The 20190-nt window shown below is 69.1% G+C and carries 19 protein-coding genes; 3 read left to right on the top strand and 16 right to left on the bottom strand.

Annotated elements, in window-relative coordinates; genetic code table 11:
• Positions 1-9 precede the first annotated feature (9 nt).
• The 7 genes from FV560_RS02845 to FV560_RS02815 form a co-directional block, all read right to left on the bottom strand.
• Positions 10-753 carry a YesL family protein gene (locus tag FV560_RS02845; protein WP_159619031.1) on the bottom strand — a complete coding sequence of 248 codons (744 nt, stop codon included), beginning with the start codon at positions 751-753 and terminating at the stop codon, positions 10-12.
• Positions 753-1661, bottom strand: a complete 909-nt coding sequence (locus FV560_RS02840; RefSeq protein ID WP_159619029.1) for a carbohydrate ABC transporter permease — start codon at positions 1659-1661, stop codon at positions 753-755. Before FV560_RS02840 ends, FV560_RS02845 begins: the two co-directional genes overlap by 1 nt.
• Positions 1662-1665: 4 nt before the next feature.
• Positions 1666-2652, bottom strand: coding sequence for an ABC transporter permease (locus FV560_RS02835; RefSeq protein WP_235019883.1), 987 nt, complete (start codon positions 2650-2652; stop codon positions 1666-1668).
• Between the two features lie 79 nt (positions 2653-2731).
• On the bottom strand, positions 2732-4354 hold the full coding sequence (locus tag FV560_RS02830) for an extracellular solute-binding protein (protein ID WP_159619027.1): 1623 nt from the start codon (positions 4352-4354) through the stop codon (positions 2732-2734).
• A gap of 45 nt (positions 4355-4399) precedes the next feature.
• Positions 4400-6349, bottom strand: coding sequence for a glycoside hydrolase family 127 protein (locus FV560_RS02825; RefSeq protein ID WP_235019882.1), 1950 nt, complete (start codon positions 6347-6349; stop codon positions 4400-4402).
• A gap of 109 nt (positions 6350-6458) precedes the next feature.
• Positions 6459-7469, bottom strand: a complete 1011-nt coding sequence (locus FV560_RS02820; protein ID WP_159619023.1) for a LacI family DNA-binding transcriptional regulator — start codon at positions 7467-7469, stop codon at positions 6459-6461.
• Positions 7466-8425 carry a LacI family DNA-binding transcriptional regulator gene (locus tag FV560_RS02815; protein ID WP_235019881.1) on the bottom strand — a complete coding sequence of 320 codons (960 nt, stop codon included), beginning with the start codon at positions 8423-8425 and terminating at the stop codon, positions 7466-7468. The genes FV560_RS02820 and FV560_RS02815 overlap by 4 nt, the downstream gene beginning before the upstream one ends.
• Positions 8426-8627: 202 nt before the next feature.
• Here FV560_RS02815 and rlmC point away from each other — a divergent pair, with 202 nt between their 5' ends.
• A complete protein-coding gene (gene rlmC / locus FV560_RS02810) occupies positions 8628-9740 on the top strand; it encodes a 23S rRNA (uracil(747)-C(5))-methyltransferase RlmC (protein WP_159619412.1) in 1113 nt (370 codons plus the stop codon).
• Between the two features lie 109 nt (positions 9741-9849).
• Here rlmC and FV560_RS02805 read toward each other — a convergent pair whose 3' ends face one another.
• From FV560_RS02805 to FV560_RS02765, 9 genes are all read right to left on the bottom strand, one after another.
• Positions 9850-10260 carry a type II toxin-antitoxin system VapC family toxin gene (locus tag FV560_RS02805; RefSeq protein ID WP_159619021.1) on the bottom strand — a complete coding sequence of 137 codons (411 nt, stop codon included), beginning with the start codon at positions 10258-10260 and terminating at the stop codon, positions 9850-9852.
• The gene (locus FV560_RS02800; RefSeq protein ID WP_159619011.1) at positions 10257-10526 is read right to left on the bottom strand and encodes an antitoxin; all 270 of its coding nucleotides are present in this window, start codon (positions 10524-10526) and stop codon (positions 10257-10259) included. Before FV560_RS02800 ends, FV560_RS02805 begins: the two co-directional genes overlap by 4 nt.
• A 39-nt stretch (positions 10527-10565) precedes the next feature.
• Complete coding sequence (locus FV560_RS02795) at positions 10566-11423, bottom strand: MurR/RpiR family transcriptional regulator (RefSeq protein ID WP_235019880.1); 858 nt, start codon at positions 11421-11423, stop codon at positions 10566-10568.
• The gene (gene phnE / locus FV560_RS02790; protein ID WP_159619007.1) at positions 11401-12327 is read right to left on the bottom strand and encodes a phosphonate ABC transporter, permease protein PhnE; all 927 of its coding nucleotides are present in this window, start codon (positions 12325-12327) and stop codon (positions 11401-11403) included. Before phnE (FV560_RS02790) ends, FV560_RS02795 begins: the two co-directional genes overlap by 23 nt.
• Positions 12324-13169 carry a phosphonate ABC transporter, permease protein PhnE gene (gene phnE, locus FV560_RS02785; protein WP_159619005.1) on the bottom strand — a complete coding sequence of 282 codons (846 nt, stop codon included), beginning with the start codon at positions 13167-13169 and terminating at the stop codon, positions 12324-12326. Before phnE (FV560_RS02785) ends, phnE (FV560_RS02790) begins: the two co-directional genes overlap by 4 nt.
• Positions 13169-13984: a phosphonate ABC transporter ATP-binding protein gene (gene phnC / locus FV560_RS02780; protein WP_200837520.1), complete on the bottom strand. Its 816-nt coding sequence runs from the start codon at positions 13982-13984 to the stop codon at positions 13169-13171. The genes phnE (FV560_RS02785) and phnC overlap by 1 nt, the downstream gene beginning before the upstream one ends.
• A gap of 73 nt (positions 13985-14057) precedes the next feature.
• The gene (gene phnD, locus FV560_RS02775) at positions 14058-15122 is read right to left on the bottom strand and encodes a phosphate/phosphite/phosphonate ABC transporter substrate-binding protein (protein ID WP_159619001.1); all 1065 of its coding nucleotides are present in this window, start codon (positions 15120-15122) and stop codon (positions 14058-14060) included.
• A gap of 325 nt (positions 15123-15447) precedes the next feature.
• Positions 15448-16305 carry a cytochrome c biogenesis CcdA family protein gene (locus FV560_RS02770; RefSeq protein ID WP_159618998.1) on the bottom strand — a complete coding sequence of 286 codons (858 nt, stop codon included), beginning with the start codon at positions 16303-16305 and terminating at the stop codon, positions 15448-15450.
• Complete coding sequence (locus FV560_RS02765) at positions 16302-16925, bottom strand: redoxin family protein (protein WP_200837498.1); 624 nt, start codon at positions 16923-16925, stop codon at positions 16302-16304. The genes FV560_RS02770 and FV560_RS02765 overlap by 4 nt, the downstream gene beginning before the upstream one ends.
• Positions 16926-17087: 162 nt before the next feature.
• Here FV560_RS02765 and FV560_RS02760 point away from each other — a divergent pair, with 162 nt between their 5' ends.
• Positions 17088-19520, top strand: a complete 2433-nt coding sequence (locus FV560_RS02760) for a hypothetical protein (RefSeq protein ID WP_159618996.1) — start codon at positions 17088-17090, stop codon at positions 19518-19520.
• Positions 19521-19570: 50 nt separating this feature from the next.
• Positions 19571-20188 (top strand): SagB/ThcOx family dehydrogenase, encoded by a 618-nt coding sequence (locus tag FV560_RS02755; protein WP_159618994.1) that lies wholly within the window; start codon positions 19571-19573, stop codon positions 20186-20188.
• Positions 20189-20190 lie beyond the last annotated feature (2 nt).

Here is a 20190-nt window from a genome sequence, read left to right as displayed (position 1 = left end):
TGGCGTGCGTCAGGCGTGCTGCAGGGTTCGGCCGGTCCGTTCACTCCGGTCACTCGGGTCGATCCGGTCCTTGCCGTGTGTGGTGGTGCCGGCGTCTGGCGTGCTCGGCGGCGCAGCCAGCACCCCGGTGCGCCACAGCGCACTGGTGGCCAGCGCGGCGGGGGCCGCCACGCCCAGCACCGGGATCAGCCCGGGTATCACGTAGTAGGCGCACAGGATGACCCCGACGCCGAGGCCCGCGAGCGCCGCCGCGGCCGGGCGCCCACCGACCAGCACGGCGCTGCGGCGAAGCAGCGCGAACGCTCCGTCGTCGAAGTGCGCCTGGAGCGGCCACACGAGCACGGTCAACACACCGAGCATCGCCCCGGCCACCGTCAGGCCGCCGGCGAGCACGGGGCCCAGGCCGCCGAGGTCGAGGGTTCCCACCACGATCCTGTCCACGATCACCAGCGCCCAGGCCACGGTGAGCACGGCGCCGAGCCGGTTCGCCGGCCCGAACTCGGTGCGCCACAGCCCGGCGAACCGGGTGCGCACGGCACGGCGGCCGGCCCGGTCGAGTCCGAGGGGCTCGCCCGGATAGTGGAGCACGTGCCGGATGTCATCGCGCAGCACCCCGTGCAGGGCGGCTATGGCGGGAAAGATCCCGGCAATGATGCCCCCGCGCAACGTCCATGCCACCCAGAGCAAGTGCAGGTATAGCAGCCGCAGGCCGAGGCGCCCGAGCCGCTGGTGCCAGTCGAGCAGGTGGTGCATCAGCCCTTCACCGACCCGATCATCACGCCCTTCTCGAAGTACCGCTGCAGGAAGGGGTAGAGCACGATCACCGGCAGGGTGGAGACCACGATCACGCCGTACTTGATCTGGTCGGCATATTGCTGCGCGTAACTTCCGCCACCGGAGCCGCCCGAGCCCCCGGCGCCGCCGGAGAAGGCCTGGTTGGAGATGAGGATGTCGCGCAGCACGATCTGCAGCGGTTGCTTGTCATAGTCGCGGACGAACACCAGACCGGTGAAGAAGTCGTTCCAATGCTGCACCAGGTAGTACAGACCGATCACCGAGATGATCGCCATGGACAGCGGCAGCGCCATGCGGAGGAAGAACTGGAAGTAGTTCGACCCATCGATCGTGGCGGCCTCATACAACTCCTCGGGCAGGGAGTTCTCGAAGAACGCCCGGGCGATGATCAGGTTGTACACGTTGACCGCCGTGGGCAGGATGAACACCAGCCAGTTGTCGAGCAGGTTCAGGTCCCGCAACAGCAGGTACATGGGGATGAGCCCGCCGTTGAAGAACATCGTGAAGGCGAAGAAGAACATCAGCACCCTCCGCGGCTTGAACTCGCGCCGGGAGAGGGCGTAGGCGGCGGGAAGCGTCACCAGCAGGTTCACTGCTGTCCCCACCACGGTGTACAGGATCGTGTTCCGGTACCCGGTCCAGATGCGCTCATCGGCGAGGATCTGCTCGTACCCGAACCAGGAGATCCCCTGCGGGATGAACCACACGCGCCCGGTAGCAACCATCGTGGGATCGCTGACGGAGGCGATCACGACGAAGTAGATCGGATACAGCGTCAGGAACAGCACCAGGGCGCATGTGAGGACGAGACCGACCGTGAAGGCGATGTCGCCGGGGGTGCGGTACTTGAGGGCTGACAGACTCATGGGATCACCACAGGCTCGTGTTGGAGACGCGCTTGGCCACCTGGTTCGTGATCACCAGGAACGTGAAGTTGATCAGAGTGTTGAACAGCCCGATCGCGGTGCCATAGCTGAACTGGTTCGACAGGATGCCGATCTTGTACACGTAGGTGGCCAGCACCTCGGAAACCCCCAGGTTCAGGGGGTTCTGCATCAGGAAGATCTTCTCGAAGCCGGTGCTCAGCACCGTGCCCATGTTCAGGATGAACAGCACGATCATCGTCGGCACCAGCGCGGGTAGGTCGATGTGGCGGATGATCGTGAACCGGCCCGCCCCATCAATTCGGGCAGCCTCGTAGAGCTGGGGGTCAACGCTGGCGAGCGCCGCCAGGTAGATGATGCTGTTCCATCCGGCGTGCTGCCACACCTCGGAGATCACGTAGACGGGCACGAAGGCGCTGGTGTCTCCCAGGAAGTTCGCTCCTGAGACCCCCACCATCTCGGCCACCCGGGTGATGAGCCCTGAGGAGGGGGAAAGGAAGACCTGCAGCATGCCGACGATCACCACGATGGAGATGAAGTGCGGCAGGTAGGTCGCGGTCTGCAGGAATCGCTTGCGCCGTCGTCCGATCACCTGATTGACCAGTAGCGCCAGAGCGATCGGTGCGATGAACCCGACCACCAGTGTGGTGACGCTGATGACCACCGTGTTGCGCATGAGAGTCCAGAACTGCGGGCTCTCGAAGAACTGCCGGAAGTACTTCAGCCCGACCCACTCGCCCCCGGTGAGCCCGGCGGTGAAGTCGAACTCCCGGAAGGCGAGCTGCAGCCCATACATCGGCACGTAGGCGAACAGGACCACGAAGCCGATGGCCGGAAGGGCCATCACCCACAACTGCCAGTACCGATGCACGTGCCGGCGCAGCCCAGCGACTCCCTTCGGCCGCGGGCGACTGGTGCCGCGTGAGGGCGCCACGGCCGCCTCCTGGGCGGGCCCGGTCCTCGTCACAGTCACAGCGATCTCCTTCGATCGGTGGTGGTGCGGCCGGTGGGGTCACCCGACCCGGCCGGCCGCACCTGATCAGATATCGAGGTCACGACCCCTGCGAGGCGGCGAACTCGTCGTAGTAGCGCTGGTGGATCTCGAGGTTCTGCGCCAAACCGGCGCCTTCGACCTCGGCCACGTAGGCGTCCCAGCCGGAGTCTGCGCCACCTTCGGTGATCCAGGTGGCCCACCGCTGCATCGCGATTCCGAAGACGGCGGTGTTGTTGAGTGAGAGCTGGTTCAGATCCTCCTCGCTCATGCGGATGAGTTGAGACGGGAAGATGTCGGTGGCCGGGTCCACGTTCGCGATCGCGGCATCCAAGGGCTCGGACTGATCGGCCGCCTCCTGCAGATCCGTGGGCAGGACCACGTCGATGTCCTCCCGGATCCAGCCGGGGCTGTTGTCGGCGAGGGTGGTGGTCCACTTCCACGTGGAGGGATCGGACTCGCCGTCCGCGGGTGGCAGCACCTCATAGGCGTCCTCCCCAGTGGATTCGAGGTTCTCGCCCAGCTCACCCCAGAGCGCCTGGATCGAGATGTCCTGGTCGTAGAAGGCGTCGATGACCGCGAGCGCTCCCTCGCGGTTGTCCGACTGCGCGGACATCGTGATGGAGTTGACGCCGTAATTCAGCAGGTAGGAGTCGAAGGACCAGGTGAGCTCGTCCGCGCCGATGGAGGTATCGGCCTGCAGCGGTGCGAGCGGCGCATACTGTTCGACCAGCTGGGCGCCGACGCGATCGGAACCGGTCCAACCCCAGGTGAAGCCGACGCGTGCGCTGTCGCCGTCGCCGCGGGCCACGGATTGGTAGGCCGAATAGTCCTGCGTCATCACGTCCTGGCTGATCAATCCGTCGGCGTAGAGCTCGTGCAGGAAGGAGATGAGCTCGCGGTAGCGCTCGTCGATGAGGAAGTTGCCCACCTGGCCGTCCTCGACGAAGTAGCCCTGCGCGCCGCCGTCGGCGATCGGCAGGCCGAGGCTGCCGAGCAGCACCGTCGGCTGGAACAGCCCGAACCCGTCATCACCGGCCGGTGCCCAGTCCATCGGAATCTCGTCGTCGGGGTCGCCGTTGCCGTTGGCGTCCTCCTCCTTGAAGGCCAGCAGCACCTCGTGCAGTTCGTCCCAGGTGGTCGGCTGCTCGAGGCCGAGGGTGTCCAGCCACTGCTGGTTGATGAACTGGCGGGTTCCCGTCTCCGGCCAGAAGCGCCGGTAGCTGGGCAGGGAGTACACCGCACCGCTCGGCATGGTGGCCATCTCCTGCGTGACGGGCACCGCATCGAACATCTCTGCCACATTCGGCAGGGCGTCCATATCGTCGCTGAGGTCCTCGAACAGGCCGGTGAAAGTGGCCAGGTCAGCGTTGGTGATCGCGTTGGTCCCGACCACCAGGTCCGGGATGTCGCCGGCGGCGAGCATCGTGGACTTCTTCTGGTCCCAGTCGGCTGAGACCTCTTCCCACTCGATGGTGACCCCAGCCGCCTCCTCCAGATCGGCTACCCAGCCCATATCGGCCATCGCCCCGGTCAGTGCGTGCTTGAGAACCAGGATCTGGATGGTGTCGCCACCACTGCCGCCTTCATCCCCGTCCCCACCGGAGCAGGCACTCAATGCCAGCGCCCCCGCCATCACAGCGGCCACTGCCGGCATGGACCGGCTCTTCCTGATGCGGTACATACGACTCCTCCTCGAGTCCGGTACGGCCACTCGGCCGCACACGTGTCAGACGATCGGCAGCCACACCCGCATGGCGGTGCTGCCCCGGTTTCCCCAGGTCGAGAACGGGACGGCGGTCAGGGTCACCTCTCGGGCCACCTCGCGGGTCACCACCGAATCCCCCGCCTCGCCGCGGCCTGCTGCCGGGTAGAGGCCGTCGACGGCGTCCCTCGCCACGCCTTCGACCCGCACCCGCGTGTGGTCCGGGCCGGCAACTGTCTCCAGCTCGGCGTCGGCGGCCACGCGGATGTCGTCGACGGCCACACCCTCGGGCAGGTCCACCTGCTCCAGGCAGTACACCCGGGGGCCGACCTCGATGGCGCGGGCTCCGCGGAGGGCGTCTGCGCGGTGGTGGGCTCGGGTCCACCGGGGGGTGAAGTCGAGGGAGAGCGTGACGGGCGTCGCAGACTGCAGGTCCACACGCAGGTAGCCGTCGTCGTCCAGGGTGACCGATCCGCCGTCGAGAGTGGTGGTGCCGGACCAGCTCGGCACCCGCATAGCCAAGCGCAAGCTCGGCGCGCCCTCCAGGCTGACGATGACCTGACCGTCGTCGGGGTAGCGGGTGGACACGCGCAGCGTGCCCCCACCCAGGTGAGCGGGTACGTCGATCTCGGCGTCGGCGTACAGGTGCAGCGCCAGCTCCTGCTCACTCGCCGTGGCCACGTAGGAACTGAGCTGGGCCACCAGGCGCGCCAGATTCGGCGGGCAGCAGGCGCAGGCGTACCAGTGCTGCCGGTCGCGCGGGGCGTTCTCCTCGCTGAATCGGTCCGGTCGCAGTTGCAAGGGGTTCGCGTAGAAGAACCGGGTGCCGGTGGAGTCCACGGCGGCGGCGAGGGCGTTGTGCAGTTCGCGCTCGATCGTCTCGGCGTACTCCGGCAGGAGATCCGGGCTGGCCAACATCATCCGCCAGGTCCAGTGCACGTCGGCGATGGAGGCACAGGTCTCGGCGTAGGCACGATCGGAGGGAAGCTCGTAGTCGTCGCCGAAGGCCTCGTCCCGGTGCCGGGATCCGAACGCGCCGGTCAGGTACATCTTGCGGTGGTGGGCGCTGCTCCACTGTGCGCGCATCGCCTGCATCAGGGTCGCGTCGCCGGTCTCCAGCTGCACGTCGGTCACCCCGGCGTTCAGGTACAGCTGGCGCACGGCATGCCCGACGGCGTCCCTCGCCTCCCGTACGGGCGCGTGGTCCTGGAAGTAGGTGGCGCCCAGGCCACCGACCTTGAGCAGACCGGTACCGCGCAAGTCGACCATCCGCTGGGCGAGGGTGAGGTAGCGGCGTTCGCCCGTGTGGCGGTACAGCTCCACGAGGGCGGTCTCGATCTCCGGGTGCCCGCAGATGCCCTCCTCGCGCCCGGGTCCGAATCGCCGGTCGAGCAGATCGGCGAAATGCCGGGCGACGATGAGCAGCTCGTCCCGGCCGGCCGCACGGGCCAGTGCCACCGCGGCCTGGATCATGTGGCCGGCCACATACATCTCGTGCGTCCACTCGAGCTCAGCGAACTTCCTCTCCGGGTGCACGCCCTGGATCCAGGTCATCACATAGCCGGACGGCTCCTGCACCCGGGCCACCAGGCCGATCACCTCGTCGAGCCAGGGGTCCCACTCGTGGGTACCCGTGCGGCCGATCTCCCATGCGACGGCCTCGATCGTCTTGTACAGGTCGGAGTCAGCGAAGACGAAGCCGCGGTAGTCGGCACCGGACTCGCCGATCACCCGGCGGAAGTTGTCGATCACCCCGGAGGTCTCCAGGTGGGCGATGCAGTGGCCGATCGTCGCCTCGGCATTGCGGCGCTGCCAGGCGCCAAGGGCGCCTTCCGGGCTGAGCCGGACGGAGCGCAGGTCGAGCGGACGATACACCGGTGTGCCGTGAGGGATGGCGGGGGCCACCTCGGCCGGGCGGACGAAAGCCGGCGAGGGCGGGGAGGTGGGTGTGGGCGCCACCTGCTGCTGCGTCACATGTGCTCCTTTGCGTGAACTGCGGTCGACAGTAGGCGCCATCATTCAGCGTTGTCAATAGCAAGACAGGTTCAGATGTGAGCGTTCACTTTCGCGAACGTTCATCGCGTCAGCTGCGAGCGCCCGAGGATGCCCGCGGCACCAGGTGAGCACCGGTGAGGTGCTCACGCGGCGCGACGTCAAGACCGTCCAGCCGCTCCACCAGCATCTGCACGGCGGCGGCAACCATCTCCCGCTGCTCAGGACTGACCGAGGTCAGCGGCGGCACGGTGAAGCCGGCTTCGTCGGTGTCGTCGAAGCCGGTCACCGCGACGTCCTCCGGCACCCGCAGGCCATGGCTGCGCAACGCCCGCATCGCTCCTACCGCGACGGCGTCGTTGATCCCGACCGCAGCGTCGAACTCGGCGCCGGAACGCAGCAGGCCCGTCATGGCCTCGTAGCCGGAGACGCGCCGGTCCCAGTCCGAACCGGCCACCATGAGGGCCGGGTCCGGCTCCATCCCACGGGCGCGGTGCGCTGCCACGAAGGCGTCGTACCGCGCACCCTCGGGGCGGCCACTCCTGGTGGAGTTCGACACCAGCGCCAGGCGCTGCCGCCCGGAGTCGAGCAGGTGCCGGGTGACGGCCTCGAACCCCGTGCTCTCGCCCATCACGACCACATCGATCAGGCCGGTACGGCCACCGCCGACCTGGACGACCGGCCGGCTCGGCACGTGACCTCCCAGCAGCTCGGTGGTGAGGCGGTGCGGGCAGATGATGACGCCGTCCGCGTCGGCGGTGGTCACCCCGAGCACGGCATCCCGCTCCGCGTGGGCGTCCGGGGCGATGCGCAGGGTCGAGCTGAAGCCGGCGTCGCCGAGGGCCACGATCAGCCGTTCGGCGATCTCGGCGAAGTAGGGCTGGTACAGCTTGGGCACCACGACGGCGATACGCCCGCTGCGGCCCGACGCCAGCCCACGGCCGGCGCGGTTCACCTGATAGCCGACCTTCTGCACCGCCGCACGCACCCGCGCACGGGTCGCTTCGGCGACATGTGGGCGCTCGAGCAGCACGTTCGAGACTGTCTTCGCCGAGACGCCCGCCACCGCGGCGACGTCATCGAGGGTGGGCTTGCCGTTCATCGCGGGCTCGCCCCCATCGTGGACTCGCGCCGGATCAGGGATACGGGGACAGCCAGGTCATGTCCCTGCTCATCGGCGGCCCCACGCAGCCGGCCCCGAACCAGATCCACCGCAGCACGCGCCATACCCGCCGGGTCCGGATCGAGTGTGGTCAACGACGGCGTCGCGAACCTGCCGTCCTCCAGGTCACCGAAGCCGGTCACGGCGATCCGGCCCGGCACCTCGATCCCCGCCGCATACAAGCCGGCGAGCGCCCCGAGGGCGATCTCATCCGTTCCGCACACCAGGGAGTCCACCTGCGGTTGATCGACGATCGCCCGTTGCGCGCCGCGGTAGCCCGCACGCCGGTCCGGCCCCTCCAGGGAGAGGGCCGGGATTGCCGCTGCCTCGGGATGGAAGTCCAGCGGCCCAGGGCCGAGCCGCACGATCCGGGAACGCCCCATCAATCGCAGGTGACGCAGCACCAGGTCGGCGGCCTGCTCGCGGTCGACGTAGACGCGATCATGACCCGAGGTGGGCACGACGGCGGTGAGGTCGACGCGGACGACAGGGCCGTCGTCATCAGTGACCTCAGGCAACTCGGGAGCATCCACCGCCAGCAGCGCGTCGAAGGTTCGTCCACGTGAGGCGAGGACCTCGCGAAGGCGAGCTGCGTCGTCGTGAATCGGCTCGACGGCAGCATGAAGGCCGTGCCGGTCGACCTCGGTGACCAGCGCCTCCACCATCGCCGCGAGCAGCGGCCGGCGCAGCTCGGCCACCATGATGGCGATCACGCCCGTCCGGCCGGTGCGCAGGGTGCGAGCGGAGGCATTCGGGTGCCAACCGAGCTCGGCGATGGCGGTGCGCACCTGCGTCTGCGTCTCGGGGCGGATGTGAGGTTCGCCGTTGACCACGCGCGAGACGGTCTTGACCGAGACGCCGGCGCGTTCGGCGACGTCGCGCATGGTGACCCGCATGAGCGACAAGCGTAGGCCCATGCCGCTCCGACCGGGGCATCCCACACCAACCCTCCCTTTCGTGCGGGCTCAGACACATCGGCCCTCCCCCTTGATGCGGGACGAGGCACATCAACCCTCCCCCTTGATGCGCGTGCCGCGCCATCTGGCGATGCTCGCGCTCACACACCGCCACGCGACCGGCGCGCGTACCCTCACTCATGTGCAGTGCGACTACTACGACGCCGGGCGATGCCGCTCCTGCACGCTGATCGAGACGCCGTACGACGCCCAGCTCGCGGCGAAGCACGAACGGGCTCGCGCTGCAGTGGGCGAGGGCCCTGCGTGGGACGACCCGCTCGCCTCGGCCGAGAGCGGCTTCCGGAACAAGGCCAAGATGGTCGCGGGCGGATCTGTCGACGAGCCGCGGCTCGGAATCCTCGGTGCCGGCGGGTCCGTGCAGGATCTGCGGGACTGCCCGCTGCACGAGCCGGCGGTGGCGGCAGCATTGCCGGTGCTGGCGGAGTTCATGACGGCGGCCCGTCTGGTGCCCTATGACGTGACCTCCCGCCGCGGCGAGCTGAAGTACGTGCTGGTGACGGCCTCACCCGCCGGTGAGCTGCTGGTGCGATTCGTGCTGCGGTCCACCGAGTCGGTGCCCCGTATCCGCAAACATCTTCCGTGGCTCACTGACCGGTTGCCGCACCTGGCCGTGGCGTCGGTGAACCTGCATCCCACCCACAGCGCGGTTCTCGAGGGCGCTGAGGAGATCGTGCTCACCGAGCGGGCGCTACTGCCGATGCACGTCGGGGACGCGGAGATGTACCTGCGGCCGCAGGGCTTCTTCCAGACCAGTTCGCAGATGGCCGGTGCGCTGTACACGCTCGCAGCATCCTGGACAGCGAAGCTCACCTACCGCACGGCCTGGGACTTGTACTGCGGCGTGGGCGGCTTCGCACTACACCTGGCGCGGCCCGGGGTCGAGGTGATCGGTGTCGAGTCGAGCCACGAAGCGGTCGCGGCCGCGACTGCGAGCGCCGCGGGGGTCGGTACCGGGGTGCGGTTCGAGGCCGGTGATGCGACCGCCTTCGCGCTTGGCGCTGCACAGGAGCCTGATCTGGTGGTGGTCAATCCCCCACGTCGCGGTATCGGGGCGGATCTCGCCGGGTGGCTAGAAGGCTCTGGGGTGCGGCACGTGCTCTACTCCAGCTGCAACGTGGATTCCCTCGCACGTGACCTCACTGCGATGGCGTCACTGCGACCGGTGCGCGCCCGGGTGCTGGACATGTTCCCGCACACCGAGCACTTCGAGACGCTGGTGCTGCTGGAGCGGTGAGGCCTCGCCAACGCGGTGATGGCGCTCGACACAGGTTCCGACGCATGGACCCACGTTCCACCCCATGTCCTTGCCTGGAAGTTTGGTCGGTGGTTGATGGCTCCGCAGATCAGGCGACCTGCTCCGGTGCCACGCGTCTCAGGCCGGCGATGCCGTCGAAATCGCCATCCGGACTGATGATGGAATCCAGTCCGTGACAGTCGGCAGTGGCGGCGTGGACGGCATCGCGCCCCCGTAGGGCCGTCGTCTCCACGAGGCTCAGCGCTCGCTCGAGAACGGGCATATCGAATGGGTGCAGCACGCAGAGTCCGCCAGCGGCGCGCGCCTGCCGGAGCGCGGAGGCGCGGTCGGTCCGGCGCATGCGATGGTGCAGCAGCGCCTGGACCATCTCGACGCTCGCATGCAACTCGAACTCGCCCGCGGTCGCGCGCGCCACGACGGCCCGGCACGCCTCGCGTCGAACATGCGCGGCGCCCAGGGCATAGGCGAACACTGCGGTATCGACGAGGTACGGCGTCACGGGAGCTTCGCGTCCAGATCGTGCATCAGGGCAGTTTTCGACTCGACCCAGTCCGGTTCGGTGGCCTCGTCACCATCGCCGAACTCGGCCATGAGCTGGCGCCCCGCGTCCGCTCGGGAATCGCGGTTCGCCAGGAAGTGCTCGTCGATCGCCATGCGCACGACCGACGCCACCGAGGAGCCGGCAGCGGCAGCCTCGGCCTCAAGTCGCCGGAACCGCTCGTCGTCGACCAGCACCTGCATGCGCCGCTCCAACTTCGATCCCACACCTCCATCATACACCTGCACATCCACATGTGTAGGCTACTACTCGCGCAACCGCCCGCCGATCAGGCGCAGCGCAGCATCACGCGCTTCCCGCCCCCGGCTCCCGCGCCGGGTCACCACCTGGTCCACCAGTGCCTCGATCACGAGTGCGAGCGCCGCACGGGAGGTGTGCACCAGCTCATCGGAGAAGGAGTCGCTGACGGCGGGAATCACCAGCGCCGTGTCGGCGTGCTCGACGATCGGGGCCCGCGCGAACGAGGTCAGCACCAGCACCTGCGCCCCGGCCTCGTGTGCGGCGGCGGCCGCGTCGAGACTGGGCTGGTTCGCTCCGGAGCCGGAGATCACCAGGCACACCGAACCCGGCTCCAGGCTGCGCGCCGCGATCAGCTGGGAGAGCGTGTCCGGCAGGTACTCGGCCGGGCGGCCGGCGGCACTGAGCCGCATCGCCATACTCAGCCCGAGCGGTGCGGAGAGACCGGCGGCCACGAGCACCACCCGGGGAGCCACGTCGACAGCCGCGACGAACCGTTCGACGTCCGCGGGGGTGAGGGCCGCCGTCAGGTGGGGCAGGGTGCGCGCGAACCGGTCGACCGCGGCGCGCAGGCTGCCGATGGGTGAGTCGTCGGCGGTCGCGGCAGCGGGGGCCAGTGCGACCTCGCGTGCCAGCGCTACCCGTAGCTGCGGGTAGCCGTCGTAGCCAAGGCTCTGCGCGGTGCGGATCACCGACGCCCGGCCCACCCCGACCCGGTCGGCGATCTCCTGCGCGGTGCACTCCACCGCGGCGATCAGGTCGGCCGCGATCGCATCGACCACTCGTCGCTCACTCGGCTGCAGCGAGGGTGCCAGCGCGGCGATCCGCGCGGACACTGGAGCCTCAGCGGGTCCTGTCCACGTCACGGACACGCGCTCCCTCCATGATGCGCCGGCGGATCGACCCGGAGATCAGGTCGAAGACCATGGTGATCACCACGACCACGATGAGCAACATGCCCACCGTGTCCCACTCGCGGTAGTTGGTGTAGTTCGACAGCATCGAACCGATCCCTCCGGCACCGACCAGTCCGAGCACGGCCGAGGTGCGGATGTTGATCTCGCACCGGTACAGGGCGAACGACATCAGCACGGGCGCGACCGCGGGCCAGATCGCCCAGCGCGCGATCTCAGCGGTGGATCCCCCAGCGGCGCGCACGGCCTCGGTGGCTCCGGTCGGGGCCGACTCGACCGCCTCGTACACCCACTTGGACTGCGTCCCGATACCGGCGATGCCGAGCGCCAGGGCACCGGTGAACGGCGTCAGACCGGTGACGGTCAGCAGCACCAGGGCGATGATCACCTCAGGCACGGCCCGGATGACGGCGAAGATCGCGCGCAACCCCACGCGCAGCCACGCCGGGCCCATCCCGCTCGCGGCCAGCATCCCCAACGGGATCGAGACGACGACGCAGCCGATCGCCCCGAGCCACGCCATCGAGATCGAGCGCCAGGTCTCGAACAGCGCCCGGGGCAGCTTCTCCCAGTTCGGGTCGGCGAACATCAGGAGTAGGTACTCCACCACCCGCCCGGGGACGTCGCCGAGTTCGGTCCAGCTGATGTTCAGCCCGGCTGTCGCAGCCAGCACGACGGCGCCCGTCGCCACGGCGGCAAGCGTCGCCGTCACGCGAGAGGGTTTGGGCGGGAGGGCCGGGGTGCTTGCCGGTGTGGACGTTACCGTGGTCTGCTCCACGGCACCGGGGCTGGGTACGGGCTCGTCTGGGCCCGGCGCCACCTCACCGTGGCGCTGCGCCACCTCGCGCCGGCTCATCGCAGTCTCCTGCGCAGCGCGTTCGAGATGACTTCGATGACCACGACCACCACGAGGATCTCCAGGATGATCACCGAAACGTCGTCGTAGGCGAAGAAACCGCGGCGTTCATCCAGCAGCCGGCCGATCCCGCCGGCACCGACGATCCCGAGGATCGCCGAGATGCGCACGTTCAGCTCCAGGGAGTAGAGCCACTGGTTCGCGAACAACGGCCAGGACTGTGGCAGCACCGTCGCGCGGTTGATCTGCGCCTGCGTGCCGCCCGCGGCGGTACCTGCCTCCAGGTAGGGATGGTCGGCGGAGTCGACCGCCTCGGAAACCAGCTTGACCACGACGCCGAGGTCGAACAGGAAGAGGGTGAGGAAGCCGGGCAGGGTCCCGACTCCCACCATTGCGACGAGCACCGTGGCGAAGACGAGGTCCGGGACGGCCCGGTTGACGTTGATGCAGAAGCGCACCAGCTGGCGCGTGAGGGGGTTCGGGTTGCTGGGCCGGGCGGCGGCAAGGGTGAGCGGGATGGAGATGATCGCCGCGAACGCCGCCCCCGCCACGGCCATCGCGAGAGTCTCCAACATCGGGGCCACGGTGCGCGGCAGGAACGTCAGGTCCGGTCGCAGCAGCTGAGCGATCTTGTCCGCCCCGTTGGACCAGTTCCGCACCAGCCCGGCCAGGTCGATCTCCACACCGCCGATCGCGGGCCAGCAGGTGAGAGCGGTGAAGGCGCACAGGGCCACCACCACTGCCGCTCTACGCCCGGCATGGCGCGGGCGAGGTGGGAGACTCCGCTCAAGGACAGCCTCAGGTGAGGCGGCCGCACCGGGAGGGGACGCCGTCGGAGGCATCACACGCTCCCCAGGCGGTCCCGGCCCTGGATCGGGCGACCGTAGATCTGCTCGAAGTCGGCGTCGGTGGCCTCAGCCGCCGGGCCGTCGTAGACCAGCTCCCCGTCACGCAGGCCGATCATGCGCTGGGTGTACTGGCGCGCCAGGTCCATCAGGTGAATGTTGATCAGCACCGTCAGGCCGCGTTCGCTGCTGGTGCGGGCCAGATCGTTCATGACGGCGTGCGCGGTCGGCGGGTCGAGGCTCGCCACGGGTTCATCGGCCAGCATCACCGACGGCTCCTGCGAGAGCGCACGCGCGATCGCGACGCGCTGCTTCTGACCACCGGAGAGAGCACCCGCGCGGGTCCAGACCTTCTCGAGCATGCCCACCGAGTCCAGTGCGCGCAGCGCCAGTTCGCGGTCGGCGGCGCGGTTCAGGCCGAGCACGGTGCGAATGGTGGGGGTGTGCGCGAACCGGCCCACGAGCACGTTGTCGAGCACGCTGACCCGGTCGGCCAGGTTGAAGCCCTGGAAGATCATGCCGACGTGGCCGCGCAGCTCGCGCAGGGCCCGCCCCCGAGCACGCGTGACGTCGTGACCGCCGGCGGTGACCCAGCCCGAGGTGACCGGAACCAGGCCGTTGATCGTGCGGATGAGCGTCGACTTCCCCGAGCCCGACAGGCCCACGATCGAGACGATCTCACCGGGCTCGATGTGCACCGACACGTTCTTCAGCGCCCGGGTCCCATTCGGGTAGGTGACCGAGACGTCGGTGAGCGAGAGGGCCCAGGGCGCGGCGGTCTCGGCCGCCGCGCCCCCGGTCGTGGACTGGATCGTCACTGGCTGGGCTCCGTCACTGGATGAGCTGCGTTCACTGACTGAACTGGGCTCACTGGCTGAACTGGGCTCACTGGCTAAACTCAGCGAGGATCTCGCCGTAGCGGGTGATCTCGTCCTCGGCGGTGTCGGCGCTCCAGTCCGAGAGTCCGACCAGGTCGAACATGACCGTGGCGGCCTCCTCGGAGGAGTCGGCGTAGTCGTCCATGAGGGTGGTGAGCTCGGCCACCAGGTCCTCCGGCAGGCTCGGGGCGACGGCGACGCCGCCGTTGGGGATCATCTCGGTGTAGGCGAACACCACGACGTCCTCACCGACCGTGGGGACCTCCTCGGTCACCGTGGAGCGGGCATCCCAGTAGGCGAAGCCGACCTCGGCGTCACCATTCGCTACGGCGAGCACGGCGTTGTTGTTGCCCTCGACCGGGATCTGCTGGATGCCGGCGTCGGTGTCGATGCCCTGCTCACGCATCGCCACTACCGGGTACTGGTACCCGGCCGGGGAGGTGGCCGCCTGCAGCGCGACCGGGGTGCCCTCGGCGATGCTCCCGAGCGTGTCGAGGCCCGCGGGGCCCTGACCGGTGGCGTCCGGACCGGCCTCGGTGCCGTTGCAGTAGGAGAGCTCGTCTCCCGTCGCGCCGTAGGTCGCGGTGACCACCTCGTCGGCGCAGTACGTGCCGGGGTCATTGGTCATCGCGATCGAGGCGTAGGAGGTGGCCCCGAAACGCACGTCACGCAGGATCAGCTCGGCGTCGTACTGCTCCATCGCGTTGTAGAGGGAGCCGGCGTCGGTGATGAGCACCTGCGCCTGGTCGGCGCCGAGCGCTTCCACGGTGGCGGCGTAGTCGGTCGCGACCACGCCCTCGACCGTGATGCCGAGGCCGTCGGAAAGGTAGGTGGTGAGCGGGTCGAGCGCCTCGGCCAGGTCTTCACCCTCGACGGAGGGGACGAGGGAGATGGTGATCTCTTCCGGCCACTCGGTCGCGTCCGAGTCGGTGGTCCCGGCGGAGTCGCTGCCGCCGTCGGAATCGGAACCGGATGCTTCGGCGCCGCAGCCTGCGAGGGCAAGGGCCGTCGTCGCGGCGAGCGCGGTCACGAGCGTGGTCTTGTGGGAGAGACGACGCGGGGTCTGTCGCATGTTCTGGCGCATGGGCCGGTGCCTTTCGGGTGGGCTTGCGGGGGTGGGAGAGCGCCCCTCTGGACGTCACGGCCACGCTAGTGAGGCATCGTGGACGGATTGCCCACCGGGAGGTGAACAGTGGTCGACGCGAAGGCAAACGTCCGTGAACGTGACGCCACGCTCCGCCGTCGGGGAATGGCCACGCTCCACCGGCACGCCGGCACCTCTCGCTGCAGCATTCGAATCCCGGTCCGGCTACCCGTAGGTGGATTCGAGCGCTGGAAGTGGATTCGAACGGGTACGCGTGCAGGATGCGGGGCCACCCGAAGTGTCGAAAGGCCAGTCAGTCCCGCGCGGGTGCGTTGCGCCGTCGTCGGATCAGAGCGAGCACGAGCAGCACCGCGAGCGCCACACCCAGCCCAGCCACCCCGAGAGCCCCGGCCGCTTCCGCGAGCCACCGCTGCACCAACGCAGCGGCCTCCACGATCGGGTCCGGCCCTGCGCCGGCGTGCAGGACCCGCAGTTCCCAGATGCCGTACCAGGCCACGTACGCCCCTGCCAGGGCGAGCACACCGCCGGCGATTCGTGGCAACCCTCCACCGGTGCGGCGCATCGCGCCGATGATGCCTCGCCGAGCGAGGGCGGTCGCCGTCGCGGCCACCGCAACCGTGAGCCCCATCCCGAGCGCGTAGAGGGTGAATAGGACGATCCCGCTCACGGCGGAGTCGGCACGGAATGCCGTGACGACGACGGCCAGGAAGGGGGCGATGGTGCAGCCGATCGAGGCCACCGCGTACGAGGCGCCGAATCCGATCATCGAGCGCCAAGTGGCGGTGACAGGCTTCACGGGTCCTTTCCGCCGTGGCAGGCGGATGCTGGGAAGGCTCCGCCCGAGCGCCACCCACACGCCCACGCCGAGCAGCGCAAGACCGAGCCCAGCCGTGAACACCGGCAGGTAGGCCTGGACGCCGGCCGCGACCGGAGCGACCACGAGGCCGAACGTCACGAACACGGCCGAGAAGCCGATCGTCAGGGCCAGGCTCGCGCGCAGCGCCCGTAGGACCGCGCCGCGCCGGGTGGGTGGGGCGTCCTTGATGACGAACAAGCTGAGATAGGCCGGCAGCAGGGCGAAACCGCACGGGTTGACGGCCGCGACCAGGCCCGCGCCGAGGGCGAGGGCGGCAGCCGAGGAGTCGATCATGTCAGCTCGGCGACGGCCGCGTTCAACTCCTCGTCGGAGAGGGCGCCCTCGTCCACGATCTCACCGTGGGAATCGAGCACCACGTACGTGCTCTGGTAGGTGATGCCGAAGTGGGACCACACCTCGCCGTCATCGTCCACGAGGTGCTGGACGTCGGGGATGTCGCCGGCGAGATCGGCGATCGCCTCCGTGGTGTCGAGTCCGCCGACCCCGACGACGTTCACCTCCCCTGCGTACTGCTCGCCGAGGCTGGTCATGTTCGGGATCTGTGCCCGGCAGGTGGGGCACCATGGTGCCCAGAACCACAGGACCGCGGGTGCTCCCGCCAGCGTGGCCCCGTCGAAGGGTTCGCCGTCGAGGGTGGTGGCGGTGAATGCGAGCGTCTCCGGCACGTCCATCGGTTCGGCTTCGCCGGCCATGTCTTCCGACGGCGTCCCCTCCGTCTCCCCCGACGGCGTCTCCTCGCCGGCCATGTCGGAGGACGTCTCCTCCGGTTCGGTCATCATCTCGTCCGGCGTCATTCCATCCTCGTCATCGGCGGACGTGTTCTCGTCGGTCCCGGCACAGCTCGTGAGCAAGAGTCCGGCCAGGGCCGCGGTGGCCATCCATCGGGTTCGCATGCTCCCATCATTGCCGCGCGGCCGTGCGCGCTGCGGGCGTCAGGGATTACGAAGTACGGACAGTGGCGGGCTATCCACAGGTGTTCCGCGCTGGAACCTCTGTCCACAGCCCCCACCCAGGTGCTCAGCGCAGTGAGACCGGGCCGCGTGAGGATCCCGGACATGACGACTTCTCCTCACCCTTCCCATGCCGCCTCAACCCGCCCGCGACGCACGCTCGCGATCGTGACGTTCGCCATCTGCATCATCGCGACCTTCCTGGGTGCCGGTCCGGCGGCCGTGGCCGAGACCAGCGGGTGGGAGCGCGACGCCGGCGGGTGGACGCCAGGCGGCTCCTACTTCGGCAACTTCATCGCCGCCGACGGCGACCGGGCCGTCTGCGCCCTTGACGGAGCCAAGTTCGGCCCCGGTCATCCCGACGCTGACGGTGAGACCGCCTCGACCTACAGCGACCCCTATCCCGTCTCCTCGCTGAGGCCGCAACGGTATGACGGACGTCTGGCCCCACAGGTGAGCGGGGAGGTGATCCACGAGCTCGGGTATGTGATGGCCGTCTTCGCCGACACCAGCGATCTGCGGGAGGCGGTGGCGGCCGACCTCGCGACGATCCGGTTGGCCGGTGCCGAGCTCGACTGGCAGGGGTTCGAGGCCGACCGCATCGCGGCGGGCGCGAGTGCGCGAGCCGACGCGATGATCGCCGAGGCGCGGGAGAACGCCGGTCCGTACCGCGCCGACGACCTCTCGCTGGATACCGACACCGGCGAGGTGAACGGGATCGGAGTACGTGATGCGGACGGAGACTGGCTCCCTGGCTACGCCTGGCAGGCGAGCCTGAGCGGGCCCGCCACGTGGGAGGACGGATCCACGACTCTCGAAGGAACCACACAGGCTCGGCCCGGAAGCCGGGATCTCGCGGTCACGGGCAACGGCGAGGTGACGGTGCGGCTGACCGTGACCGGGCTTCCCGACGCCTTGCACCGGATGGACCCTCTCGACGGCGATGCCTCCTCCCAGCGGCTATTCCCCGCGGGTCGTCGGCAGAGTGTGGAGTCCAGTGTTTCAGCGACGGCGATCGTGGGCTTCCATCCCGGGATCTCCACGGTCGTCGCGCAGGAACGGGTCGACCTGGGCGATGAGCTGGTGGACGAGGTGACCGTGACGGGAGAGGGATGGGCCACCGTCGGGGAGATCGGTGGGCAGGCCGAGGGGCAGGGAGAAGAGCAGGGCGCGGGTGAAGGCGTGCCGGTGTCCTTCGAGGGAACGCTGTACGGCCCGTACGACCGGCCGCAGCCCGAACAGCTCAGCGTTCCGGCTGACCAGCCGGTCGCCGGGACGACCTCGCTTACGGTGACCGGTCCAGGCACCTACCCATCGGAGGCCTTCGTCGCGTCCGAGCCAGGCTTCTACACGTGGGTGTGGGCGATGCGGCGCGAGTCGCAGAGCTCCGAGGTCCGGCAGTACCTGAGCGAGGACGTGACCACACCGTTCTTCGAGCGACCGGAGACGGCGACAGTGCCCCATCCGGCCATGGCGTCCTCGCAGGTGGACCCGGCCGACCAACTGATCCTACCGGGCGACAGTGTGCGCGACACGGTGGTGATCACCGGATTCCCGGACGATCACCCGGAGTTCGACGGACTCGACGGCTCCTGGTCGGGTGATGAGCCAATGGTGACGCACCGCCTGTACGGGCCGTTCGAGCAGCGCCCGAATGAGGAGACCCACCCGGTGGACCTGCCGAATGCGCAGGTCGCGGGCCAGGTACGCACACCTGCCGTGAACGGGGAGGTGAGCGTGCTGTTCGAGGGTGAGGCTGCGCCGTCGAGCGTGGGGCACTACGTGATCGTGACCAGTTTCGATGGCGACGCCCGGGTGGACCCGTGGCAGACCTCCCCCTACGACGAGGCCGAGATGCTGCAGGTGGCGCAGGTACCGACGGTCACCACACAGGCGCAGGAGGTCGCGGCACCGGGTGAGCCATTCGGCGATGTGGCGCAGGTGAGCGACCCCGACGGAGTGATCGGCGCCGACGACGGGTGGGAGTGGTCGGTGGAGTTCGCTGCCTATGCGGCCGGTGACCTCGCGCCCTTGGATCTCGATAGCGACGGCCATGTCGTCGCCGAACGCCCGGAGGTCGCCGCCGTGTGCGAGGCGGAACCGGTGGCCGGCTCGACCGTCCGGATCGAGGGCGGTGGCCAGGTGGAGTCCGAACCGGTCACCGTGAGCACACCCGGGAACGTGTTCTGGGTGGAACGCCTGGTGCGGGAGCGCGGTGACCGGCGGGAGGTCGTCGGTGAAGGGGTGTGCGGGCTGCCGAACGAGTCCACGGCGGTGAGCGCGCCTGCGGAGCCGGTGGAGCCGGAGGCGCCGGTGGAAGACCGCACGTCCGCTGAACCCGCGCCCGAACAGCCCACGCCGCCCGCGCCCGAACTGGCCGAAACCGGATCCATGCTCGGCCCGCAGGAATCGTGGCGCCTCACGGCGGTGGCCGCGCTCTTGGTCCTGCTCGGCCTGATGAGCCTGTCGTGGCAGGAGCGGTTGCATCACGGGACCCGGCGCGCCGGACCGGCACAGCACGCCCGGCACCGGGGATGACTCGCCGAAGCGAGCCTCCGCCAGTGCGCGAATGGGAGGATCGGGCACTGATGACACCTCTCGCACTGCCGCATAGCGCTCCACCGTGCCTCGCCGAGATCCGGGCGGATCGCCGGTCGGTGAAGGAGTACGACGCCGAGCCGGTCGATCTGGACACCGTCGGCAGCGTGTTGTGGACTGCGGCCAGCATGCGCGCCGGGCGCGCCCACGCCTCGGCTCGCGGCCGCTATCTCGTCACGACAACGGTGATCTCGGGTGATGTCGAGGGCCTACCGCCTGGGGCGTACCGGTACTCGGCACGCGAGCATCACCTGACCCTCGTCCGCAGCGGCGACCACCGCGCCGGCCTCGCCGAGGCGACGATCGACGCACCCTGGCTCACGACCTGCCCGCTCATCCTGATGCTCAGTTCCGATATCGAGCGTGCCGACAAGCATTTTGAGGAGCTCCCACCGGGCCAGGGTGAGCGTTTCGCCTGGCTCGAAGCCGGCCTCATCACCCAGAACGTGTACCTGTGGACGGCCGCAACCGGACTCGGCACCGTATTCGTCGGGGGACTCGACGGTGCGGCGGCAGCACACATGACATCCGCGCTGTGCGACGAGGGCGAGACCCTCCTCGGCCTCATGCCGATCGGACGCCCGGCAGGAAGCATCGGATCCCGGTGATT

Source organism: Ruania rhizosphaerae (genome assembly GCF_009805705.1).
GTDB classification, from domain to species: Bacteria; Actinomycetota; Actinomycetes; order Actinomycetales; family Beutenbergiaceae; genus Ruania; species Ruania rhizosphaerae.
The sequence above is the reverse complement of the archived record's forward strand: the minus strand, read 5'-3'. Positions and strand labels throughout refer to the sequence as shown.

Coding starts and splice junctions, on each gene's coding strand:
- FV560_RS02845 (WP_159619031.1), bottom strand. CDS start 753: ATGCACCACCTGCTCGACTGGCACCAGCGGCTCGGGCGCCTCGGCCTG.
- FV560_RS02840 (WP_159619029.1), bottom strand. CDS start 1,661: ATGAGTCTGTCAGCCCTCAAGTACCGCACCCCCGGCGACATCGCCTTC.
- FV560_RS02830 (WP_159619027.1), bottom strand. CDS start 4,354: ATGTACCGCATCAGGAAGAGCCGGTCCATGCCGGCAGTGGCCGCTGTG.
- FV560_RS02820 (WP_159619023.1), bottom strand. CDS start 7,469: ATGAACGGCAAGCCCACCCTCGATGACGTCGCCGCGGTGGCGGGCGTC.
- FV560_RS02815 (WP_235019881.1), bottom strand. CDS start 8,425: ATGCGGGTCACCATGCGCGACGTCGCCGAACGCGCCGGCGTCTCGGTC.
- phnE (WP_159619007.1), bottom strand. CDS start 12,327: ATGAGCCGGCGCGAGGTGGCGCAGCGCCACGGTGAGGTGGCGCCGGGC.
- phnE (WP_159619005.1), bottom strand. CDS start 13,169: ATGCCTCCGACGGCGTCCCCTCCCGGTGCGGCCGCCTCACCTGAGGCT.
- phnD (WP_159619001.1), bottom strand. CDS start 15,122: ATGCGACAGACCCCGCGTCGTCTCTCCCACAAGACCACGCTCGTGACC.
- FV560_RS02770 (WP_159618998.1), bottom strand. CDS start 16,305: ATGATCGACTCCTCGGCTGCCGCCCTCGCCCTCGGCGCGGGCCTGGTC.
- FV560_RS02765 (WP_200837498.1), bottom strand. CDS start 16,925: ATGCGAACCCGATGGATGGCCACCGCGGCCCTGGCCGGACTCTTGCTC.
- FV560_RS02760 (WP_159618996.1), top strand. CDS start 17,088: ATGACGACTTCTCCTCACCCTTCCCATGCCGCCTCAACCCGCCCGCGA.
- FV560_RS02755 (WP_159618994.1), top strand. CDS start 19,571: ATGACACCTCTCGCACTGCCGCATAGCGCTCCACCGTGCCTCGCCGAG.